The following is a 17,461-nucleotide window of genomic DNA, read 5'->3' as shown; positions in this document are numbered from 1 at the left end:
TTGATGCCCGACAGCGAGAGCGTTGGATAGCTCTTGAGGCTTCTGTTCCGCAAGATGTCGGCTGAATAGAGACCTACTGCCCTACTGCCCTACTGCCCTACTGCCCTACTGCCCTACTGCCCTACTGCCCTACTGCCCTAGCCGAGCATCATGACTTACCAATCCCCAATCTCCCCCGGCCGCTCCTGGTACGAAGACACGGCCGGGCCAAGGCCCGAATATCCGGCGCTCGACGGCGACCGGACATGCGATGTCGTGATTGTCGGCGGCGGCTTTACCGGTCTGTCGGCGGCGGCTCATCTCGCCAAGACAGGCGCGGATGTCGTGCTTATCGAAACGCATCGTTTCGGTGACGGCGCATCGGGCCGCAATGGTGGCCAGCTCGGCACCGGACAACGGGCCTGGGCAGAGGAACTGGAAGCGGAATACGGCTTTTCCCGCGCCAAGGCGCTGTTCGACCTGGCCGAAGAGGCCAAGGCGCATCTGCTCGACTTTGCCGCGATGCACCAGATCGAGATCGACTATATGCCCGGCCAGATGTCGGTGGCGCACAAGAAGCGCTATGTCGACGACTACAAGGCGCATGCCGACATCATGGCGAGCCGATTCGGCTATCCGCACATCTCATTCATGGATGCCGCGGAGACAGCCGAGCGGCTGGGCTCGACGCATTATTTCGGCGGCACCCGCGACACCGGCACCGGCCACATCCATCCGCTGAAACTGGTCATCGGCACCGCAAAGGTGGCGGCAGAGGCCGGCGCAAAGCTATTCGAGCAGACGCCGTCGACCGGCATCACCTCCGGCGGCGGCAAGGTGAGGGTTGTGACGCCGAAGGGCACGATCGCCGCCGCTAAATGCCTGATCGGGGTCAATGCCTATGGCGGCACGCTCGAACCGGTGAGTGCCGCGCATATTATGCCGATCGGCTCCTTCATCGGCGCGACGGTGCCGCTGGGAGCCGATTCCAAAGTGTTGCCGGGTGGCGAGGCGGTCGATGATTCGCGCTTCGTCGTGCGCTATTTCCGCAAATCGAAGGACGGGCGGCTGCTGTTTGGCGGGCGCGAGATCTATGCGGTCAATGATCCCAAGGACATCCACATCCACATCCGCCGGCAGATCGCCGAAATCTATCCGGCACTGAAGGACGTCGAGATCACGCATGGCTGGGGCGGCTATGTCGGCATCACCGTGCCGAGAAAGCCGTTCGTGCGCGAAGTGATGCCCAATGTGACCTCGATCGGCGGTTATTCCGGCCACGGCGTCATGCTGTCGAACTTTTTCGGCAAGCTTTATGCCGAGACGGTCGCCGGCAACCGCGACCGGCTGAAGCTGATCGAGGACCTGAAAATTCCACCCTTCCCCGGCGGCCGGCGTTTGCGCGCGCCACTGCTCTTTCTTGCGCTCAACTGGTACGCGTTGCGGGACAGGATTTAACCAGACGTTGCAGAATCCTTAACCAGGGCGCAGAATCCCCGCCAAGGGCGCAGTGATGCCACAATCGCGGGCGAAAGATGATGCTCGTGGGCAGCTGAACGGGGAATTTTTGCGGGCCTGCCCGCTTTTGGTTTGGGACCGATGCCGATCGAAATGCCGGCTCTCCGGCATGGGTCGTAAGAACATCGGCCCGCAAATGGAGGTGGCAAGTGTGAGAGAGCCCTTCAGTTTCGGCGCGCCGGAACGACGGCGCCTTGCGATGCAATTCGGTTACGATATGCGGCCGACGTTCTGGCACGGGGTCCGGTCGAACGCGCATCTGGTGATAGCCGCGCTTGGCACGGCCGCACTGCTCGGCGTTGCCGTGGTGGCACTGTGGCTGGCATTGCCGGCAAATGAGCGACAAGCGGCCGCAAGTCCTGAGCAGATCGTTCCGACCATCCCGGTCAAGACGACGAAGATCATGCCTGCCAAGGTTGCTGCGGCGCCGCGGACGACGGGCAAGGCAGATGCGGTTTCCCCAGCGGTGGCCGCAGCGGAAGCCGAGATACCAGCGCTGGCTCCCAACGATCCGCGCTGGACGGGGCCAAAGACGGCATCGGCCGCCGCCACGGCAGCATCCGACCAGCTGGCAAGCCAGACCGAGCAGGCGGCCGATAAATCGTCTGCTTCGGTGGCATTCGCCGACCCGGCAGCAAAACCCGACGCTGCGGCATTGTTTGCCAAGGTCGCGGCTCCCGGCAGCTCGACGAAAAACAGCGGACCCGATGGCGCGCAGACCGCCGCCATCCCCACGCCCAAGCCGCAACTGCCGACGCAGACCGCGAGCGAAGACGACAACAGCACCAAGGCAAAATCCGGAAGAGCCAATACTGCCGGTACCGGACGCATCCTGAGATCCGTCACCATGCGCACCGGCCCAAAAAAGAATGCGGCCGCCATTCTCACCGTGCCGGCCAAGACATCGGTGCAAGTGATGAGCTGCAAGCAATGGTGCCAGATCGTCTACAACGGCAAGCGCGGCTGGATCTACAAGAGCTACGTCAAAACCGGGGCGTAGGGCCGGCAGAGCGATTGCGGGTCGCTCGCCATCAGCCGGTCCTCCGCCGGATAACCGGACCGTTCAAATACAACGCCCGCCGTCGACTTCCAGCGCCACGCCGGTGATGAAAGCCGCCTCGTCCGAAGCGAGCCAAAGCGCGGCATTGGCTATGTCGAGCGGCGTCGAAAGCCGGCCGAGCGGGATCGACGCGCGGAACTTCTCGCGGATCTCGGGTGTGTCGGCGCCCATGAATTTCGCGAGCATGCCGGTCTCACCAGCAACTGGGCAGAGGCAGTTGACGCGGATGTTCTTCGGCGCGAGTTCCACCGCCATCGATTTGGTCGCGGTGATCGCCCAGCCCTTCGATGCATTGTACCAGGTGAGGCCGGGCCGCGGTCTGATACCGGCCGTGGAGGCCGTCGTCAGGATGACGCCACCGGCTTGCCGTTCCATGACCGGCACCACTGCAAGCGCTGCGTGGTAGATCGCCTTCATGTTGACTGATGTGATCAGGTCGAAGGTCGCTTCGTCGACTTCCAGCATGTCACCGTTGCGATGGGTGTAACCGGCATTGTTGACCATGATGTCGATGCGGCCGAAGGCGCTCATTGCGGCATGGACCATGTCGTCGAATTCGGACCGCAGCGAAACGTCGGTCTGGGTCCAGATCGCCTTTTCGCCGATCTCGCCGGCAACGCGCTCTGCGCCCTTGGCGTTCAGATCGGCGACGACTACCCGCGCGCCCTCCTCGGCAAAGCGCCTGGCCATGCCCTCGCCAAAACCCGAGGCAGCGCCAGTGATGATGGCGACTTTGTTTTGCAGGCGCATGCTTTTCTCACTCATCGTTGAAGACGATCGAAAACGCGTTTGGCGATGGCCATCGAAAGATGTGCGTCCATCGACGATTTCTCCTTTGGCTTTCGCTGCCATCCGGCTCTATGCTGCAACTGCGAACGCCCCCGGAAGCATCGCTTGCCGACAAGCCTCCGGCCAGCGCCGGTGTCAAGAGCACACGCGGATGTGACGCAATGGCACTGGCAAGTTTAAATCGATTAGATTATATCAGCCGCGTTATCGCGACCGGCGTCACAGCGGACAGACCATGACCAGCCAGATCATTCCCGTCGACCCTTTCGACTTCATCATTTTCGGCGGCACCGGCGACCTGTCGGAACGCAAGCTTCTGCCGTCGCTATACTACCGCCAGCGCGACCACCAGTTTTCCGAGCCGACGCGCATCATCGGCACATCGCGTTCGAAGATGACAGACGAGGAGTTCCAGTCTTTCGCCAGGCAGGCGATTGCCGACCACGTGAAGCCGGAAGATATCGACGCCACGGAACTGAAGACGTTCCTCGCACGGCTTTCCTATGTCCCGGCAGATGCAACCACAGGTGCCGGCTTCGACAGGCTGAAGAAGGCGATCGGCGACAGCGAACACATCCGCGCTTTCTATCTGGCGGTGGCGCCGGCACTGTTCGGCGACATCTCGCACAAGCTGAAGGAGCACGGGCTGATCACGCCGAATTCGCGCATCGTGCTGGAAAAGCCGATCGGCCGCGATCTAGCTTCGGCGCGCGCGCTCAACGACCTGGTCGGCGACGACTTCCATGAAAGCCAGATTTTCCGCATCGATCACTATCTCGGCAAGGAGACGGTCCAGAATTTGATGGCGCTGCGCTTTGCCAACGCGCTCTACGAGCCGCTTTGGAATTCCGCCAATGTCGATCATGTGCAGATCACCGTGGCCGAGACAGTCGGCCTGGAAGACCGCGTCACTTATTACGACAAGGCCGGCGCATTGCGCGACATGGTGCAGAACCACATGCTGCAACTGCTCTGCCTCGTCGCCATGGAGGCGCCGTCGTCGATGGACGCCGATGCCGTCCGTGACGAAAAGCTGAAGGTGCTGCGGGCGCTGAAGCGCATCAACGGCAACGAAGCGCCGAAGCACACGGTGCGCGGACAATACCGTGCCGGCGCCTCGGCCGGCGGGCCGGTGAAAGGCTATGTCGAGGAGCTCGGCAAGTACAGCAACACCGAGACTTTCGTTGCGCTCAAAGCCGAGATCGGCAACTGGCGCTGGGCGGGCGTGCCGTTCTATCTCCGGACCGGCAAGCGGCTGGCGACGCGCGTTTCGGAGATCGTCATCGAATTCAAGCCGATCCCGCATTCGATCTTCGGCGAGAGCGCCGGGCCGATCTCCGCCAACCAGCTGGTCATCAGGCTGCAGCCCGACGAGGGCGTCAAGCAGTTCATCATGATCAAGGATCCGGGGCCGGGCGGCATGCGGCTGCGCCAGATTCCGCTCGACATGAGTTTTGCGCAATCCTTCGACGGCCGCGCCCCCGATGCCTATGAGCGGCTGATCATGGACGTCATCCGTGGCAACCAGACGCTGTTCATGCGCCGCGACGAGGTCGAGGCGGCGTGGAAATGGATCGACCCGATCCAGGACGCCTGGGAAAGCGGCAGGCAAGAGGCGCAAGGCTACACCGCCGGCACATGGGGCCCCTCGGCCTCGATTGCGCTGATCGAACGCGACGGGCGGACATGGCACGAGAGCAATTAGGCGGCGCCTACAACTGGCACGAATTTGCCGGACGCCAGGAGTTGGCGACAGCGCTTGCCGGCCACGTCGCCGGCCGTCTCTCAAAGGCGATCGCCGAGCGCGGCATGGCGCTGCTTGCGGTCTCGGGCGGCACGACGCCGGCGAAATTCTTCGCGGCGCTTTCGACCGTTCCGATCGCCTGGGAAAAGGTGACGATAACATTGGTCGACGAGCGCTTCGTGCCGCCCTCATCGCCGCGCTCCAATGCCGGCCTGGTTGCCGCCAACCTGCTGCAGAACGCGGCCGCCGCCGCGAATTTCGTGCCGCTCTACCACGCCGCGGCAACGATCGAGGGTGCAGCGGTCTCCGACAGTGAGGCGCTGCAAGTGCTGCCCTGGCCACTCGACGTTGTTGTGCTCGGCATGGGAACTGATGGCCACACCGCCTCGTTCTTTCCGGATGCCGACAACCTGGCAAGATTGCTCGATCCGTCGTCGCAAAAGATCGTGCTTCCGGTTCACGCGGCAAGCGCCGGCGAGCCACGGCTGACGCTATCACTGGCGCGGATCATCAATGCCGCCTTCATCGCGCTGCATATCGAGGGCGCGGAAAAACGCACCGCATTCGAGGCCGCGCTTGGAACTGGAGCACGAAAGCCCATTCGCGCCGTGCTCGATGCCACTCAAAAGCCCGTAGAGGTTTTCTGGGCACCCTGATCTCAACTTGGCTGCAGGTCCCGGCAATAGCCGGAAGGTGTTTGCGGGACCTCGCCTGAAAGGACCGACCGCCATGACCGCAAGACGCGATATCGAAGCCATCACCCAGCGCATCCGTGAGCGCTCCAAGCCCGGTCGCGAGGCCTATCTCGGCCGCATCGCCGAAGCCTCGAACCGCACCGCCAACCGGGCCGTGCTGTCCTGCGGCAACCTGGCCCATGGCTTTGCCGTCTGCAGCCCTTCCGAAAAGGTAGCGCTTGGCGGGGACCGGGTGCCGAATCTCGGCATTATCACCTCCTATAACGATATGCTGTCGGCACATCAGCCTTTCGAGACGTTTCCGGCGCTGATCAAGGATGCGGCGCGCGAGGCCGGCGGCATCGCCCAGGTGGCCGGCGGCGTGCCGGCGATGTGTGACGGCGTCACCCAGGGCCAGCCCGGAATGGAGCTGTCGCTGTTCTCGCGCGACGTGATCGCCATGGCCGCGGCAATCGGCCTGTCGCACAACATGTTCGATGCCGCCGTCTATCTCGGCGTCTGCGACAAAATCGTGCCCGGGCTGGTGATCGCGGCGCTGACCTTCGGCCATCTGCCGGCGGTCTTCATCCCGGCCGGGCCCATGACGACCGGCATTCCGAACGACGAAAAGGCCAAGATCCGCCAGCTCTATGCCGAGGGCAAGGCCGGGCGGGCCGAACTGCTCGAAGCCGAATCAAAATCCTATCACGGGCCGGGAACCTGCACTTTCTACGGTACCGCCAATTCCAACCAGATGCTGATGGAGATCATGGGCCTGCACACGCCTGGCGCTTCCTTCGTCAATCCCGGCACGCCGCTGCGCGACGCGCTGACCAGGGAAGCGACGAAGCGGGCGCTGGCGATCACCGCGCTCGGCAACGCCTACACGCCGGTCGGACGGATGATCGACGAGCGCTCGATCGTCAACGGCATCGTCGGCCTGCACGCCACCGGCGGTTCGACCAACCACACCATCCACCTGATCGCCATGGCAGCGGCGGCCGGCATCGCCACTACCTGGCAGGATATTTCCGACATCTCGGAAGCCGTGCCGCTGCTGGCGCGAGTCTATCCGAACGGCCTTGCCGATGTGAACCACTTCCACGCCGCCGGCGGGCTCGGCTTCCTGATCCGCGAACTGCTCGACGCAGGCATCCTGCACGAGGATGTGCAGACGGTGTGGGGCGAAGGGCTGCGCCCCTACGCGGTCGAGGCCAAGCTCGGTGCGGACGGCGGCGTCGTGCGCGAGGCTTCGCCGCGCGAGAGCGGGGACGAGAAGGTGCTGGCGCCGTTCAAGAAGGCGTTCCAGCCGAGCGGCGGTCTGAAAGTGCTTTCGGGCAATCTCGGCCACGCCGTCATCAAGACATCGGCGGTCAAGCCGGAGCGGCGCGTCATCGAGGCGCCGGCCAAGGTGTTCGACAGCCAGCAAGGCCTGAACGAGGCGTTCAAGGCGGGGTCGCTGACCGGCGACTTCATCGCCGTCATTCGGTTCCAGGGACCGAAGGCCAACGGCATGCCGGAATTGCACAGGCTGACCACCGTGCTCGGCATCCTGCAGGACCGCGGCCAGCATGTGGCGTTGGTCACCGACGGCCGCATGTCGGGCGCTTCAGGCAAGGTGCCAGCGGCGATCCACGTGACGCCGGAAGCGGCGGAGGACGGGCCTATCGCCAGGATCCATGACGGCGATATCATCAGGCTCGACGCCGAGGCCGGGACGCTGGAGGTACTGGTGCCAGCCGGCGATTTCGCACTGCGCCGCCCCGCGGACAGCGACCTCATAGGCAATGAATTCGGCTTCGGCCGCGAGCTTTTCGCCGGGTTCCGGCAGTTGGTGGGACGCGCCGACCATGGCGCCAGCGCCTTCGGTACGGCATGACTTTTCGACCATGGAAGAGCGGCTGGTGGCCGCTCTCCCTTAGATCTACTGAACGGTCAGCTCGGCTCGCGCGCCGGCCCTGACCGTTACCGTGCCTTCCCTCGAGCTGTTGTCCGATTTCTCCGAAACCACCGCGTAGTCGCCGGCCGACAGGGTGGCTTGATACTTCTGGTCGTAGGCGTAGCCGACCGACTTGCGGGTTCCGTCGATGGCCTTCCTGGCCTCGAATATCTCGATCTTCGAGGCCCCTGGCGCGGTTATCGTCAGCATGCCGGCGTTCATCGCGATCTTCAGATCCTGATGGTCGCCAACCTTGACGCTGAACGGCTGCTCGGCCACCGCAAGGTCGACCGTCGCGACCATTACATAATCGTCGGGCGGCAGATCGAACTTGCTGTCCGGACCGTAGGCATAAGTCACCTCCTGCCTGGTTCCGTCGACGTTCTTTTTCGCCTGGAGCACTTTGAAGCCGACGCCCGAACCCTCGGCCTTGTCGCCGCCGGCAGCATAATAGGCGTTGGCGACGATACTCCCGACGCCGACGATGATGTCCTTGTCGATGACCCTGCCGGCGGCAAGCGGGATCGTCTCGATAACCATGCCCTGGCCGATCGTGACCGTCACCTTCTGGTCACCGGCCGGCAGCACGACTTTCGTGTCACCGTAATAGGTCGGCGGGGTGTCGACGCCGGGATAGCCGATTACGACAGCCGCGCCGTCATCAACGTCCGCTCCTTCGCTTGGCCGCGGGTGGATGACCAGCGTGCCGGCATTCAGGTTGAAGTGCGGTTTGGCGACCTGGCCAGGCTCTATCTTGATCTTCTGTTCGGCCCTGGCCTCGCCGGCACGCGCGACGACGATATAGTCGCCCGGCTCCAGATTGCCCTTGTAGGTGCCATATTCGGTGGTGACGGGATCGCCGCGCGTGCCGTCGGAATTCGCCTTGTAGATCTCCCAGGCGTTGCCGTCGGTGACGGGATCGCCACCCTCGGCAAGCACGACGGTGGGCACGAAATTGGACTCCGCCGGCTGGGCGGGCGCCGGCTGGGGAGCAGGCTGCGGGGCGGGAATCGGTTCAGGGGCGGGTGGCGGAGGCGCAACGGTCTCGACGAGGGCGTCCTGCAATGCGTTTTCATCCGACGCTTCGATATATTTGCCGCCGGTATTGTCGGCGAGGCAACCGACCTGCTTGCCCTCGGCCGCCGTCAGGCCGAAGCCGACGACATTGACGGTGAAGTCGACGCCAGCAGCCTCCAGTTCCTTGCCGAGCGCACAGGGATCGCCGCTACATGTCTCGATGCCATCGGTGATGAGAACGACCGTCGCCTTGTCCTCGGTGTATTTCAATGCTTCCGCCGCTTGCTTGACCGCAGCGGTCAGCGGCGTCTTGCCCTGAAATTTCAAGCTGTCGGCCGCGGCTGAGATCGCACTTGCCGAGCCTGCCTGCGGTGGCACGATGAGTTCGATGTCGTCGCAACTGGCCTTCTCGCGATGGCCATAGGCCATGAAGCCTATTTCCTCCTCGGCCGGGACCGATTGCAGCACGTTCCGCAGTGATTGACGGGCGATTTCGAGCTTGGGCTTGCCGTCGATCTGCGCCCACATCGAGCCGGAGGCATCGAGAATGACGATGACGCGATCGGCGGCGAAGCCGAACCCCGTCGTCCGCAGCAACAGGGCCGCCGCAGCGACGCTCTGCACAAATCCCGCCATCAAAAATCTCCCCCGTCAGTCGCCGCCGCTCGGCGCCGGAAAGCTATTTGACGCCGGGTCGCGACACAAGCCCGGACGGAGTACGAAGCTGCGTCGCCTCTCTGCCAAACCCTCAATAGGCCGTGCGGCGTTCCTCGGAAGGCGGCCGGCCGAATTGCAGCCGGTAGCTCTGGGCAAAATAGGAATGCGAGGTGAAGCCGGTGGCGATTGCCACGTCGAGGATCGGCATGTTGGTCTGGCGCAGCAATTCGCGCGCCCGCTCGAGCCTGAGCCGCATATAATAGCGCCCGGGCGTCACACTGAGATGGCGCAGGAACAGGCGCTCGACCTGGCGCACCGACAGGCCCGCCGACTTGGCGAGCTGCACCGCCGACAGCGGCTCGTCGAGATGGTCGGCCATCAGCTCGACGATGCGGCGCAGCTTCTCCGACTTGCCGGTCAGGTCGCGTTCCGGGCCGACGCGCTGGCGGTCCCCGGCCGAGCGGATGCGCTCATGCTGGAACTGGTTGGCGACGCCATTGGCGAGGCTCGAGCCGAAATCACCGCGCACGATCTCCAGCATCAGGTCGATCGATGTGGTGCCGCCGGCGCAGGTGTAGCGCTTGCGGTCGATCTCGAAGACGTTGCCGGTGCAGTTGATGTCCGGAAAGCGTTCGAGGAAGCCGGCGCGGTTTTCCCAATGGATGGTGCAGCGATAGCCATCGAGCTGGCCTGCTTCGGCAAGCAAATAGGAACCGACCGAAAGCGCGCCGAGCGCATTGCCGCGCCGGCCCCAACTGCGCAGCGCTGCCAGCACCTTGCTCTTGCCGGGAAATTCCGTCGTCAGCCCGACCGAGACGAACAGGATATCGACCGGCGGCAGATCGGCAACCGCGTAGTCGATCTTGAGCGGCAGGCCGTTGGACGCCATGACGGCGTCGCCGTCGGCCGACACCGTAGTCCAGCCATAGAAATCGCGGCCGAGCAGCCGGTTCGCCGACCGGAACGTGTCGATTGCCGCGGCCAGCGAGAACATGGAGAACTTGTCGACCAACAGAAACCCGAACTGCCGCCCGCCCTGAACGGGATCATTGGTGACCGGCCGTTCTAAGGGAACAGTGAGGTTCGGCAAGGACGCTGCTTTCTGGTCAGAAGGAAGGCCGTTTCAATCCGGCTGCGAGATAGGCGGAAGCTAGCGTGTTGGCCATCAGCATGGCAATGGTCATCGGTCCGACGCCGCCAGGCACCGGCGTGATGGCGCCGGCCGCCTTCGCTGCTTCGGCAAAGGCGACGTCGCCGACGAGGCGCGTCTTGCCTTCGCCCTTTTCAGGTGCGGCGACGCGGTTGATGCCGACATCGATGACGGTGGCGCCAGGCTTGACCCAGTCGCCGCGGACCATTTCAGACCGGCCGACGGCGGCGACCAGAATATCGGCGGTGCGGGCAAGCGCCGGCAGGTCCCTGGTCCGGCTGTGTGCGATGGTGACGGTGCAGTTGGCGGCAAGCAGAAGATTGGCCATCGGTTTGCCGACGATGTTCGAACGCCCGACGACGACCGCATTGAGACCGGACAGGTCCTTGCCGCGCACGCGTTCGATCAGCAGCATCGAGCCGGCCGGCGTGCAAGGCACGAAGGCGGTCTCGAGTTCGCCGGTGCCGAGCTTGCCGACATTGATGAAGTGGAAGCCGTCGACATCCTTCTCCGGCGCGATGGTCTGGATGATCTTGCCGGAATCGATATGGCCGGGAAGCGGAAGCTGCACGAGGATGCCGTTGATGGCCGGATCGGCGTTGAGCTGGCCGATGATCTTCAACAGGTCCGGCTCGGAGGTTTCGGCCGGCAGCGTGTGCTGAACCGAATGGAAGCCGCATTCCTTGGCGGTGCGGGATTTGGAGGCGACATAGACCTGGCTCGCCGGATCCTCGCCGACGATGACCACGGCGAGACCGGGCTGCCGTCCGCCCTTTTCCGCCAGTTCGGCGGTCAGGGCCTTGACCCGCCGCACCACGTCTTCGGCGACGCTTTTTCCGTCAATCAACTCAGCCATGAACCACCCTCGACGCCTATCGCGCAAGCCTGCCGCGTTAAAACATCCATGCGGCGCGCTCCAGATATCTTTTATGCAGGCCGTTGCCCAGAACCATGCGCTGCGGGCGGACATGCAGCGCGGCATTTTCACGAAAATCGAGCCGGGCAATCCCGTCAATGCGCCGTCCCATGCCGTTAACTCGAAACCGGCATGTTTTATTCGACGCTCAGAAATAGCGGCGGCGCGCGCGGTTTTCGGTGAGCTCGCGAACGACCTCGCGGAATTCGCGCAGGCTGGCGCGGATTTCCTCGATCTGGCTTTGCTGATCGGCGGCTTCCGAGGCCTGATTTGCCTTCCTCGACCAGGCCTGAGTACGGGCCGAATGCGGCGGCGGGGGTTGCTGCGGATAAGGTGCCCGACCGGCATAGAACGGCTGCGGGTGGAACGCAGGCGGCATCGCTGCGGTGGAATTTGTCGCGGCGGAAGTCTCACCGGACGCCATCTCCTCCGGCGCTCTGCCAGGCACGAGCCGGCGCAGCGCCGACAACACGGCACCGATCGCGCCTGGACGTTTGGTGCGCGCGACCTCGACCGACGGAGCGGCAGGCGGTGCTGCCCGGTACGCGGCGCGATCGGCGGAACCGGCATCGGGGCCGCCATGGGAGCCAGCGGGGTCGAAAAACCCATCGGCAGCTGCAGCCTCTTCCATCAGTATGGTGCCGCCCTTTGGCTCATCAGGATCGGGCTGGCTTATGCCGGCGGCTGCCAACAGGATCGGACTGGCACACGCTTCGCGGCGCGAGCGGGCAAGACGATGGCGTGTGGCGGCATCCTCGCGCCATGACGGGCCTGCGCGGTCCTCTAGCAAAACCAGCGATGCTTCGTCCTCGCCGCGCACCGCCTCGACGAGCGACAGCAAGGACTGCTCGTTCCTCCAGTGTTCACGATTTTTCCTATAAGCCATGGTTTCTGGAGCCTTCCCCTCGGGCTGGGACCTAGCGACCGCCACTGGTTAGGCGATGCTAAACAGGCATAGGAAATAAAAGGTTAATTTGGTCGCCGCGCGGCTGCGCGACTACATGCGCATCCAACCGCAAGGTCGGGGTTTCCGCCTGATCACGGTCCCAACAGGGCTTCCCCGCCCTGCCGCGAACGTCTATGGGGAAGCCATCTCTATGGGAGGCTTTCGATGACGATCAGGCTTGTTCTCGCCGGTTGCGGCAATATGGGCTATGCCATGCTCTCGGGCTGGCTGAAAGCCGGCAAGCTCGCTCCGGCTGCGGTGTTCGTGGTCGAGCCCAATGCCGAGTTGCGCAAGCGTGCCGAAGCACTGGGCTGCGCTGCTGCCGCGGATGCCGGCGCCATCCCGGCGGACGCCGTGCCGACCGTCGTCGTCATTGCGGTGAAGCCGCAGGTGATCCGCGACGTGACGGCTGGTTACATCCGCTTCAACGATGGCCGGACCACCTTCCTCAGCATCGCCGCCGGAGCGCCGGTGGCCACGTTTGAAGGTATTCTCGGCGACCGCGCGCCGATCGTGCGCTGCATGCCCAACACGCCGGCGGCGATCGGCAAGGGCATGATGGTGGTGTTTTCCAACAGGCTGGTTTCCGACGAGACTAAACGCTTCGTCGCCGACCTGCTTTCGGCGGGCGGGCAAGTGGCCGATATCGACGACGAAGCCCTGATGGATGCGGTGACGGCGGTTTCCGGGTCGGGGCCGGCGTATATCTTCCATTTCATCGAAGCGCTGACCGTGGCCGCCGAGAAGGCCGGCCTGCCGACCGGGACTGCCAAGCTCTTGGCCATGCAGACGGTCTACGGCGCCGCCTCGCTGGCCGCCGAAAGCGGCGAGGAGCCGGGCGTGCTCAGACAGCAGGTGACCAGCCCCAACGGCACCACGGCTGCGGCCCTTTCAGTACTGATGGGCGAGGACCGGCTGACGCGCCTGCTCACCGAGGCGGTGGAAGCGGCGCGGCTGCGGTCTATCGAGCTGGGGAAGTAGGGCTTCTGGGGGAGCCGGTCGGCGGTGATGGCCGACCGTTCCTTTCGGCAATAGCAACCGGTAGAAAAGCCGTTACGCGGCGTTCCTTCGCGCCCTCCACTGTCCTGCCGACATCAAAATCGCGATAGCCTAGAATGTCGACAGATATCAGCGATGTCCCCACAAGTCGTCGATCTCGTCCTTGTTCACGGGCCGCCCGTCTTTGCCGGCTTTGGCTTTGAGATCATCGGCAATGGCCGCGAGCCGCTCTGCCAGAGAAGGGCGTCCATTTTCCCGCTTCAACTCGGATTCACGGACCTCAGCCATCACCAAGATTCCCATACAGCATCTCGTCCTGCAGCCGGCGCAAGGCGAACAGCCCGGTCGTCGGGTCGGGCGCGGCATTGTCGGCGGTGAGCAATTCGCCTTTCCTCACCGGTTTCAGCACCTTGCCGCCTTCGAGCAGACCGACCGGCACGGCGCGATGGGCGCGGGCCTGTTCGACGGTCATGGTCCAGGAGCGGTAGCAGGTCTCGCCGATCGCATCGAAAACCTCGCCTGCCGCCAGATCGCGCTTGGCCACGGCGCAGACCTCGGCCACCGGCCGCGGCAGCGGCACCATGTCGGGCTTGCCGTAAAGCGCGATGCGAGCGGCCGTCAGCGGCACTTCCAGCGAGGTCAGATGGTAGGGCCTGAAGAAGCTGTAATAAGGGCCGTGGCCGATATGCAGATCGTCCATGCGCTCGATGATGCGCGGATGCGTCGCCTCGACGATGACGAAGACACCGGGCGCCACCCCCTTGCCGACGGTGTAGTCGACGACGCCCTTCTTCGACAGGATGCCGCCCTGCTCGCGCGGGATCAGCACCTTGACCAGCTCGTCGCGATCGGCCTTGGGGCCGTGCATGCCGGGAACGTCGGGCACCAGCCCGGTGGCGTTGGCAATGGCGCACATCTCGACCATGGTTTTCGAGCCGTCGACGAACTCGACCAGCATGCGCGGATTCATGTTGCGGCGCAGCGCCTCCTCGCGGTAGTCGTCGGGAACGGCGTCGTGGTTGAGCGGGTTGTTCTTGCCCTTGCCGGCGGAGACGATGGTGTAGCCGAGCGCCGAGGCGAACTCGATCAGCTCCATGCAGCTCGACGGCTCGTCGCCGGCACCGACCGAATAGACGACGCCGAGCCGGTCGGCCTGCTGCTTCAGATAGCAGCCGATGGTGACGTCGGCCTCGACATTCATCATCACCAGATGCTTGCCGTGCTGCATCGCCATCAGGTCGAAATCGGCGGCGACGCCGGGCTTGCCGGTGGCGTCGATGACGACATCGATGAGCGGATTGGTGACCAGCATCTCGTTCGAGGTGATGGCGATCTTGCCGCTTTCGATCGCCTGGCCGACCTTCGAAGCGCTGTCCGCTTCGGCCGCCATCGCCTCATCACCATAGGCGATGCGGATGGCGTCACGCGCCGTATGCGGACGGCGCGTCGAGATCGCGCAAACCGAAATGCCCGGCATCAGCATGCCTTGCGTCACCAGGTCGGTGCCCATCTCGCCCGAACCGATAACGCCGATGCGCACCGGGCGGCCTTCCGCGGCGCGCTTGGCAAGATCGCGGGCAAGCCCGGTCAAGGCGACATTGGTCATACTGGAACGTCCACTGCTTTTTGATTTGAAGCGGGAATAGCAGGGAACGGCAACCCATTGCCAATCGAAACCGGCCGCGGCGGTCTTTTCTTGCGCATGACCCCGGAAACCAGAATTGTTCCTATGAAGACATGCTCCCGGCCGAAGGACTAACGAGGGTCCTGTGGCGCCAAAGGCCCGCGTTGAAGCGGCGGAACGGGCCGTTAAGCCCGGATGGATCGCAGCCAAGAAATGTACGGAAATTCTTAGTCATTCTTTTATGCAATCCTGCTTTAATAGGGAAATGGACTGGCGTGCCCGCATTTTTAGGTGTTTTTTCCGCGCTATGCGACCGATCGGCGAGAGCGGCAACGTTGCTACTATTTTTGCTCTGTCTTTGCCGATTGTCGTCGGCGGTGCGGGCCTTGGTATCGAGACTTCCTATTGGTATTACAGCAGCCTGAAGCTACAAGCGGTGGCGGATGCGGCGGCCTATGCTGGCGCTTTGGAAAAGGTTTCGGGATCCGACACGCCAAAGATTGTCTCCGCAGCGACAGCGTCAGCGACCACGAACGGCTGGGGACCGTCAGCAGGTACAATAGAGGTCTTCTCGCCTCCGTCAGCCGGTCCAAATGTCGGAAAAAAGGCGGTTGAGGTAGTCGTTCATCAGAACCTCGATCGGTTCTTTACGTCGATATTCACGCAAAACGCAGTTGGCGCACAAGCAAGGGCGGTGGCTCTTATTACGGATGCTTCAAAAGCCTGCATTTTGACGGTCGATCCTTCCGCTTCGAAAGCGGCGCTCTTTTCCGGCAGTTCGACCACAAAACTGACAGGCTGCTCCGTCATGTCGAATTCGATAGCTCCGGACGCCATCAAACTTCAGGGATCGGCAAGCCTTGATGTCGATTGCCTGATATCGGCAGGCGGTGTTTCGTTGAGCAACGTCGTGAAGACCGTTTGCGCCAGCCTGATAACTCAGGCGCTGCCCGCTGCTGATCCTTTTGCCGACCTGCCGGCGCCGCCGGCCACGAACCCTTGTCAAAACGGCAATCAGTCAACCTTGCAACCTGGAACATACTGCAAGGGGCTCAGCTTGAGCGGCAATGTAACCCTCTCGCCCGGGATATACGTCATTGAGGGAGGCGATTTCAAAGCGAGCTCGAATGCAAATATTTCCGGCGAGGGTGTCGTCATTTATCTGGCCGATACCTCCGGCGTTAGCATGAACGGCACGGCGACCGTCAAGCTCAGCGCACCGACGTCGGGCACCTATTCAGGTGTGCTGTTCTATGGCGACAGAGCCAACCTGGCGGGATCCAACACGTTTAATGGCACGGCGGATTCGCTATTGACCGGCGCTCTGTATTTTCCAACACAGGGCGTCAATTATCTCGGCAATTTCTCGGGCAAAGGTGGTTGCACGCAGGTCGTCGCAAGTACCGTGCAATGGTCCGGCAACGCAAACATCATTCAGGATTGCACGAGCTTGGAATGCGAGACATTCCGGCCACGCAAACCGTTCAGCTTGTCGAGTAGTTTTCGTGGATCGGCTACAAGTCCGGATGTTCCGGAGTGATTCGGGTGTTGCCGCGGTAGAGTTTGCGCTGGTTCTGCCCATCCTTTGCCTGGTACTTCTTGGCATCATCGACGGCTGGTCTTTTGTCTCGAGCGCATTGTCGATGCGTGCAGGCGTCAAAACCGCGGCGAACCTCGTGATGCAAGGAGCAGTCGAGGATACGACCATCCAAGCTGTCGCTCTTTCGAGCTGGGAAAACCATCCTGATGGCGCGCAGGTGGCAGTGAGCCGGAAATACATGTGCGGGAACATCGTGGCCGATCCATCGGTCCTGTGCGACACTTTGAAAGCCCCCTCGGTCTTCCTCGTAATACAGGCGACAGCCACCTGGTCACCGCCCTTCAGTTTTGGCGCGTTTTCCCTCTCGCGCGAACTCAGTCATCAACAGGTGATTCGTGTCCGCTAAGTCGAGAGCTTTCACGGGGGATGCATCAGGCGGAGCTGCATTAGAGTTCGCGCTGATCGCGCCTTTTCTGATAATGCTTTTGATCGGCATCTTTGCATTCGGCTGGGCTCTGAACGCTATGTCGAGTGTTCGGTACACGCTGGAAACGTCGTCACGTGCGCTGCAAATGAAGAACTCGCTGACTCAGGCCCAGATCCAAGCCATTGCCACGGAAAAATTACTGGATTTGGGATTGAAAGACGTCGACGTAACAATAGCAATCGACGTCGCCAGCGGCGGCTTTCGCATGGCACATCTGACCGCCCAATATGCGTTCGTGATCGAGTTCCCGTATTTCAACCGATATCCGATACATTATCAGACAACTGTCACAGTTCCCCTGATTGCATCGTGAGCACGTCCCCGGCCAGTCGAGCGGCACCTTTCGCAGGATGTTCGCTGCACGCCGCCTTTATAGGCGATCGCCTTGTACGGCGTGCCGTTGCCGGCTTTGTTCCGGCCGA

Annotated in this window: 17 protein-coding genes; 9 read left to right on the top strand and 8 right to left on the bottom strand. The window is 62.9% G+C overall.

Annotation, left to right across the window (positions count from 1 at the left end; all coding sequences use genetic code 11):
* The first annotated feature begins 150 nt into the window (after positions 1-150).
* Positions 151-1,437: an NAD(P)/FAD-dependent oxidoreductase gene (locus NKJ32_RS05210; RefSeq protein ID WP_352826943.1), complete on the top strand. Its 1,287-nt coding sequence runs from the start codon at positions 151-153 to the stop codon at positions 1,435-1,437.
* A gap of 169 nt (positions 1,438-1,606) precedes the next feature.
* On the top strand, positions 1,607-2,497 hold the full coding sequence (locus NKJ32_RS05205; protein ID WP_352826942.1) for an SH3 domain-containing protein: 891 nt from the start codon (positions 1,607-1,609) through the stop codon (positions 2,495-2,497).
* Between the two features lie 63 nt (positions 2,498-2,560).
* On the opposite strand, the gene NKJ32_RS05200 is transcribed toward NKJ32_RS05205, so the two are convergent.
* On the bottom strand, positions 2,561-3,307 hold the full coding sequence (locus NKJ32_RS05200; RefSeq protein ID WP_352756661.1) for an SDR family oxidoreductase: 747 nt from the start codon (positions 3,305-3,307) through the stop codon (positions 2,561-2,563).
* A 274-nt stretch (positions 3,308-3,581) separates the two neighbouring features.
* Between NKJ32_RS05200 and zwf the strand changes: the two genes are divergently transcribed.
* The 3 genes from zwf to edd all read left to right on the top strand — a co-directional run bounded on the left by zwf (position 3,582) and on the right by edd (position 7,643).
* The gene (gene zwf / locus NKJ32_RS05195; RefSeq protein ID WP_023677437.1) at positions 3,582-5,051 is read left to right on the top strand and encodes a glucose-6-phosphate dehydrogenase; all 1,470 of its coding nucleotides are present in this window, start codon (positions 3,582-3,584) and stop codon (positions 5,049-5,051) included.
* Entirely contained in the window at positions 5,033-5,746 is a 714-nt protein-coding gene (gene pgl, locus NKJ32_RS05190; protein WP_023677436.1) for a 6-phosphogluconolactonase, read from the top strand. The genes zwf and pgl overlap by 19 nt, the downstream gene beginning before the upstream one ends.
* A gap of 73 nt (positions 5,747-5,819) precedes the next feature.
* Positions 5,820-7,643 carry a phosphogluconate dehydratase gene (gene edd, locus NKJ32_RS05185; protein ID WP_023677435.1) on the top strand — a complete coding sequence of 608 codons (1,824 nt, stop codon included), beginning with the start codon at positions 5,820-5,822 and terminating at the stop codon, positions 7,641-7,643.
* Between the two features lie 45 nt (positions 7,644-7,688).
* On the opposite strand, the gene NKJ32_RS05180 is transcribed toward edd, so the two are convergent.
* The 5 genes from NKJ32_RS05180 to NKJ32_RS05160 all read right to left on the bottom strand — a co-directional run bounded on the left by NKJ32_RS05180 (position 7,689) and on the right by NKJ32_RS05160 (position 12,329).
* On the bottom strand, positions 7,689-9,356 hold the full coding sequence (locus tag NKJ32_RS05180; RefSeq protein WP_023677434.1) for a vWA domain-containing protein: 1,668 nt from the start codon (positions 9,354-9,356) through the stop codon (positions 7,689-7,691).
* Between the two features lie 112 nt (positions 9,357-9,468).
* Positions 9,469-10,467, bottom strand: a complete 999-nt coding sequence (locus NKJ32_RS05175) for a GlxA family transcriptional regulator (RefSeq protein WP_023677433.1) — start codon at positions 10,465-10,467, stop codon at positions 9,469-9,471.
* A 16-nt stretch (positions 10,468-10,483) separates the two neighbouring features.
* Positions 10,484-11,383: a bifunctional methylenetetrahydrofolate dehydrogenase/methenyltetrahydrofolate cyclohydrolase FolD gene (gene folD, locus NKJ32_RS05170; protein WP_023677432.1), complete on the bottom strand. Its 900-nt coding sequence runs from the start codon at positions 11,381-11,383 to the stop codon at positions 10,484-10,486.
* Between the two features lie 37 nt (positions 11,384-11,420).
* Complete coding sequence (locus tag NKJ32_RS05165; RefSeq protein WP_023677431.1) at positions 11,421-11,555, bottom strand: hypothetical protein; 135 nt, start codon at positions 11,553-11,555, stop codon at positions 11,421-11,423.
* 36 nt (positions 11,556-11,591) lie between these two features.
* On the bottom strand, positions 11,592-12,329 hold the full coding sequence (locus NKJ32_RS05160) for a hypothetical protein (protein WP_352589252.1): 738 nt from the start codon (positions 12,327-12,329) through the stop codon (positions 11,592-11,594).
* Positions 12,330-12,554: 225 nt separating this feature from the next.
* Here NKJ32_RS05160 and proC point away from each other — a divergent pair, with 225 nt between their 5' ends.
* A complete protein-coding gene (gene proC / locus NKJ32_RS05155) occupies positions 12,555-13,370 on the top strand; it encodes a pyrroline-5-carboxylate reductase (protein WP_352826940.1) in 816 nt (271 codons plus the stop codon).
* Between the two features lie 147 nt (positions 13,371-13,517).
* Here proC and NKJ32_RS05150 read toward each other — a convergent pair whose 3' ends face one another.
* Together NKJ32_RS05150 and NKJ32_RS05145 are read right to left on the bottom strand one after the other, a co-directional pair.
* Positions 13,518-13,676, bottom strand: a complete 159-nt coding sequence (locus NKJ32_RS05150) for a hypothetical protein (protein ID WP_352589246.1) — start codon at positions 13,674-13,676, stop codon at positions 13,518-13,520.
* Positions 13,669-14,994 carry an NAD(P)H-dependent oxidoreductase gene (locus NKJ32_RS05145; RefSeq protein WP_352589243.1) on the bottom strand — a complete coding sequence of 442 codons (1,326 nt, stop codon included), beginning with the start codon at positions 14,992-14,994 and terminating at the stop codon, positions 13,669-13,671. The genes NKJ32_RS05150 and NKJ32_RS05145 overlap by 8 nt, the downstream gene beginning before the upstream one ends.
* A gap of 163 nt (positions 14,995-15,157) precedes the next feature.
* Here NKJ32_RS05145 and NKJ32_RS05140 point away from each other — a divergent pair, with 163 nt between their 5' ends.
* The 3 genes from NKJ32_RS05140 to NKJ32_RS05130 are packed head-to-tail and all read left to right on the top strand — an operon-like array spanning position 15,158 to position 17,352.
* Entirely contained in the window at positions 15,158-16,552 is a 1,395-nt protein-coding gene (locus NKJ32_RS05140) for a pilus assembly protein TadG-related protein (protein WP_352826938.1), read from the top strand.
* Positions 16,539-16,958: a TadE/TadG family type IV pilus assembly protein gene (locus NKJ32_RS05135; RefSeq protein ID WP_352571642.1), complete on the top strand. Its 420-nt coding sequence runs from the start codon at positions 16,539-16,541 to the stop codon at positions 16,956-16,958. The genes NKJ32_RS05140 and NKJ32_RS05135 overlap by 14 nt, the downstream gene beginning before the upstream one ends.
* A complete protein-coding gene (locus NKJ32_RS05130; RefSeq protein WP_352571643.1) occupies positions 16,948-17,352 on the top strand; it encodes a TadE/TadG family type IV pilus assembly protein in 405 nt (134 codons plus the stop codon). Before NKJ32_RS05135 ends, NKJ32_RS05130 begins: the two co-directional genes overlap by 11 nt.
* Positions 17,353-17,461: the final 109 nt, after the last annotated feature.

The organism is Mesorhizobium sp. M0159 (assembly GCF_040322295.1).
GTDB lineage: Bacteria > Pseudomonadota > Alphaproteobacteria > Rhizobiales > Rhizobiaceae > Mesorhizobium.
The sequence above is the reverse complement of the archived record's forward strand: the minus strand, read 5'-3'. Positions and strand labels throughout refer to the sequence as shown.

What these genes read in the sequence shown, in the direction of transcription:
- NKJ32_RS05210 (WP_352826943.1), top strand. Translation starts at nt 151, where the DNA reads ATGACTTACCAATCCCCAATCTCCCCCGGCCGCTCCTGGTACGAAGAC.
- NKJ32_RS05200 (WP_352756661.1), bottom strand. Translation starts at nt 3,307, where the DNA reads ATGCGCCTGCAAAACAAAGTCGCCATCATCACTGGCGCTGCCTCGGGT.
- NKJ32_RS05135 (WP_352571642.1), top strand. Translation starts at nt 16,539, where the DNA reads ATGTTCCGGAGTGATTCGGGTGTTGCCGCGGTAGAGTTTGCGCTGGTT.
- NKJ32_RS05150 (WP_352589246.1), bottom strand. Translation starts at nt 13,676, where the DNA reads ATGGCTGAGGTCCGTGAATCCGAGTTGAAGCGGGAAAATGGACGCCCT.
- edd (WP_023677435.1), top strand. Translation starts at nt 5,820, where the DNA reads ATGACCGCAAGACGCGATATCGAAGCCATCACCCAGCGCATCCGTGAG.
- NKJ32_RS05205 (WP_352826942.1), top strand. Translation starts at nt 1,607, where the DNA reads ATGGGTCGTAAGAACATCGGCCCGCAAATGGAGGTGGCAAGTGTGAGA.
- NKJ32_RS05145 (WP_352589243.1), bottom strand. Translation starts at nt 14,994, where the DNA reads ATGACCAATGTCGCCTTGACCGGGCTTGCCCGCGATCTTGCCAAGCGC.
- NKJ32_RS05165 (WP_023677431.1), bottom strand. Translation starts at nt 11,555, where the DNA reads ATGGGACGGCGCATTGACGGGATTGCCCGGCTCGATTTTCGTGAAAAT.
- folD (WP_023677432.1), bottom strand. Translation starts at nt 11,383, where the DNA reads ATGGCTGAGTTGATTGACGGAAAAAGCGTCGCCGAAGACGTGGTGCGG.
- pgl (WP_023677436.1), top strand. Translation starts at nt 5,033, where the DNA reads ATGGCACGAGAGCAATTAGGCGGCGCCTACAACTGGCACGAATTTGCC.
- NKJ32_RS05160 (WP_352589252.1), bottom strand. Translation starts at nt 12,329, where the DNA reads ATGGCTTATAGGAAAAATCGTGAACACTGGAGGAACGAGCAGTCCTTG.
- proC (WP_352826940.1), top strand. Translation starts at nt 12,555, where the DNA reads ATGACGATCAGGCTTGTTCTCGCCGGTTGCGGCAATATGGGCTATGCC.
- zwf (WP_023677437.1), top strand. Translation starts at nt 3,582, where the DNA reads ATGACCAGCCAGATCATTCCCGTCGACCCTTTCGACTTCATCATTTTC.
- NKJ32_RS05180 (WP_023677434.1), bottom strand. Translation starts at nt 9,356, where the DNA reads ATGGCGGGATTTGTGCAGAGCGTCGCTGCGGCGGCCCTGTTGCTGCGG.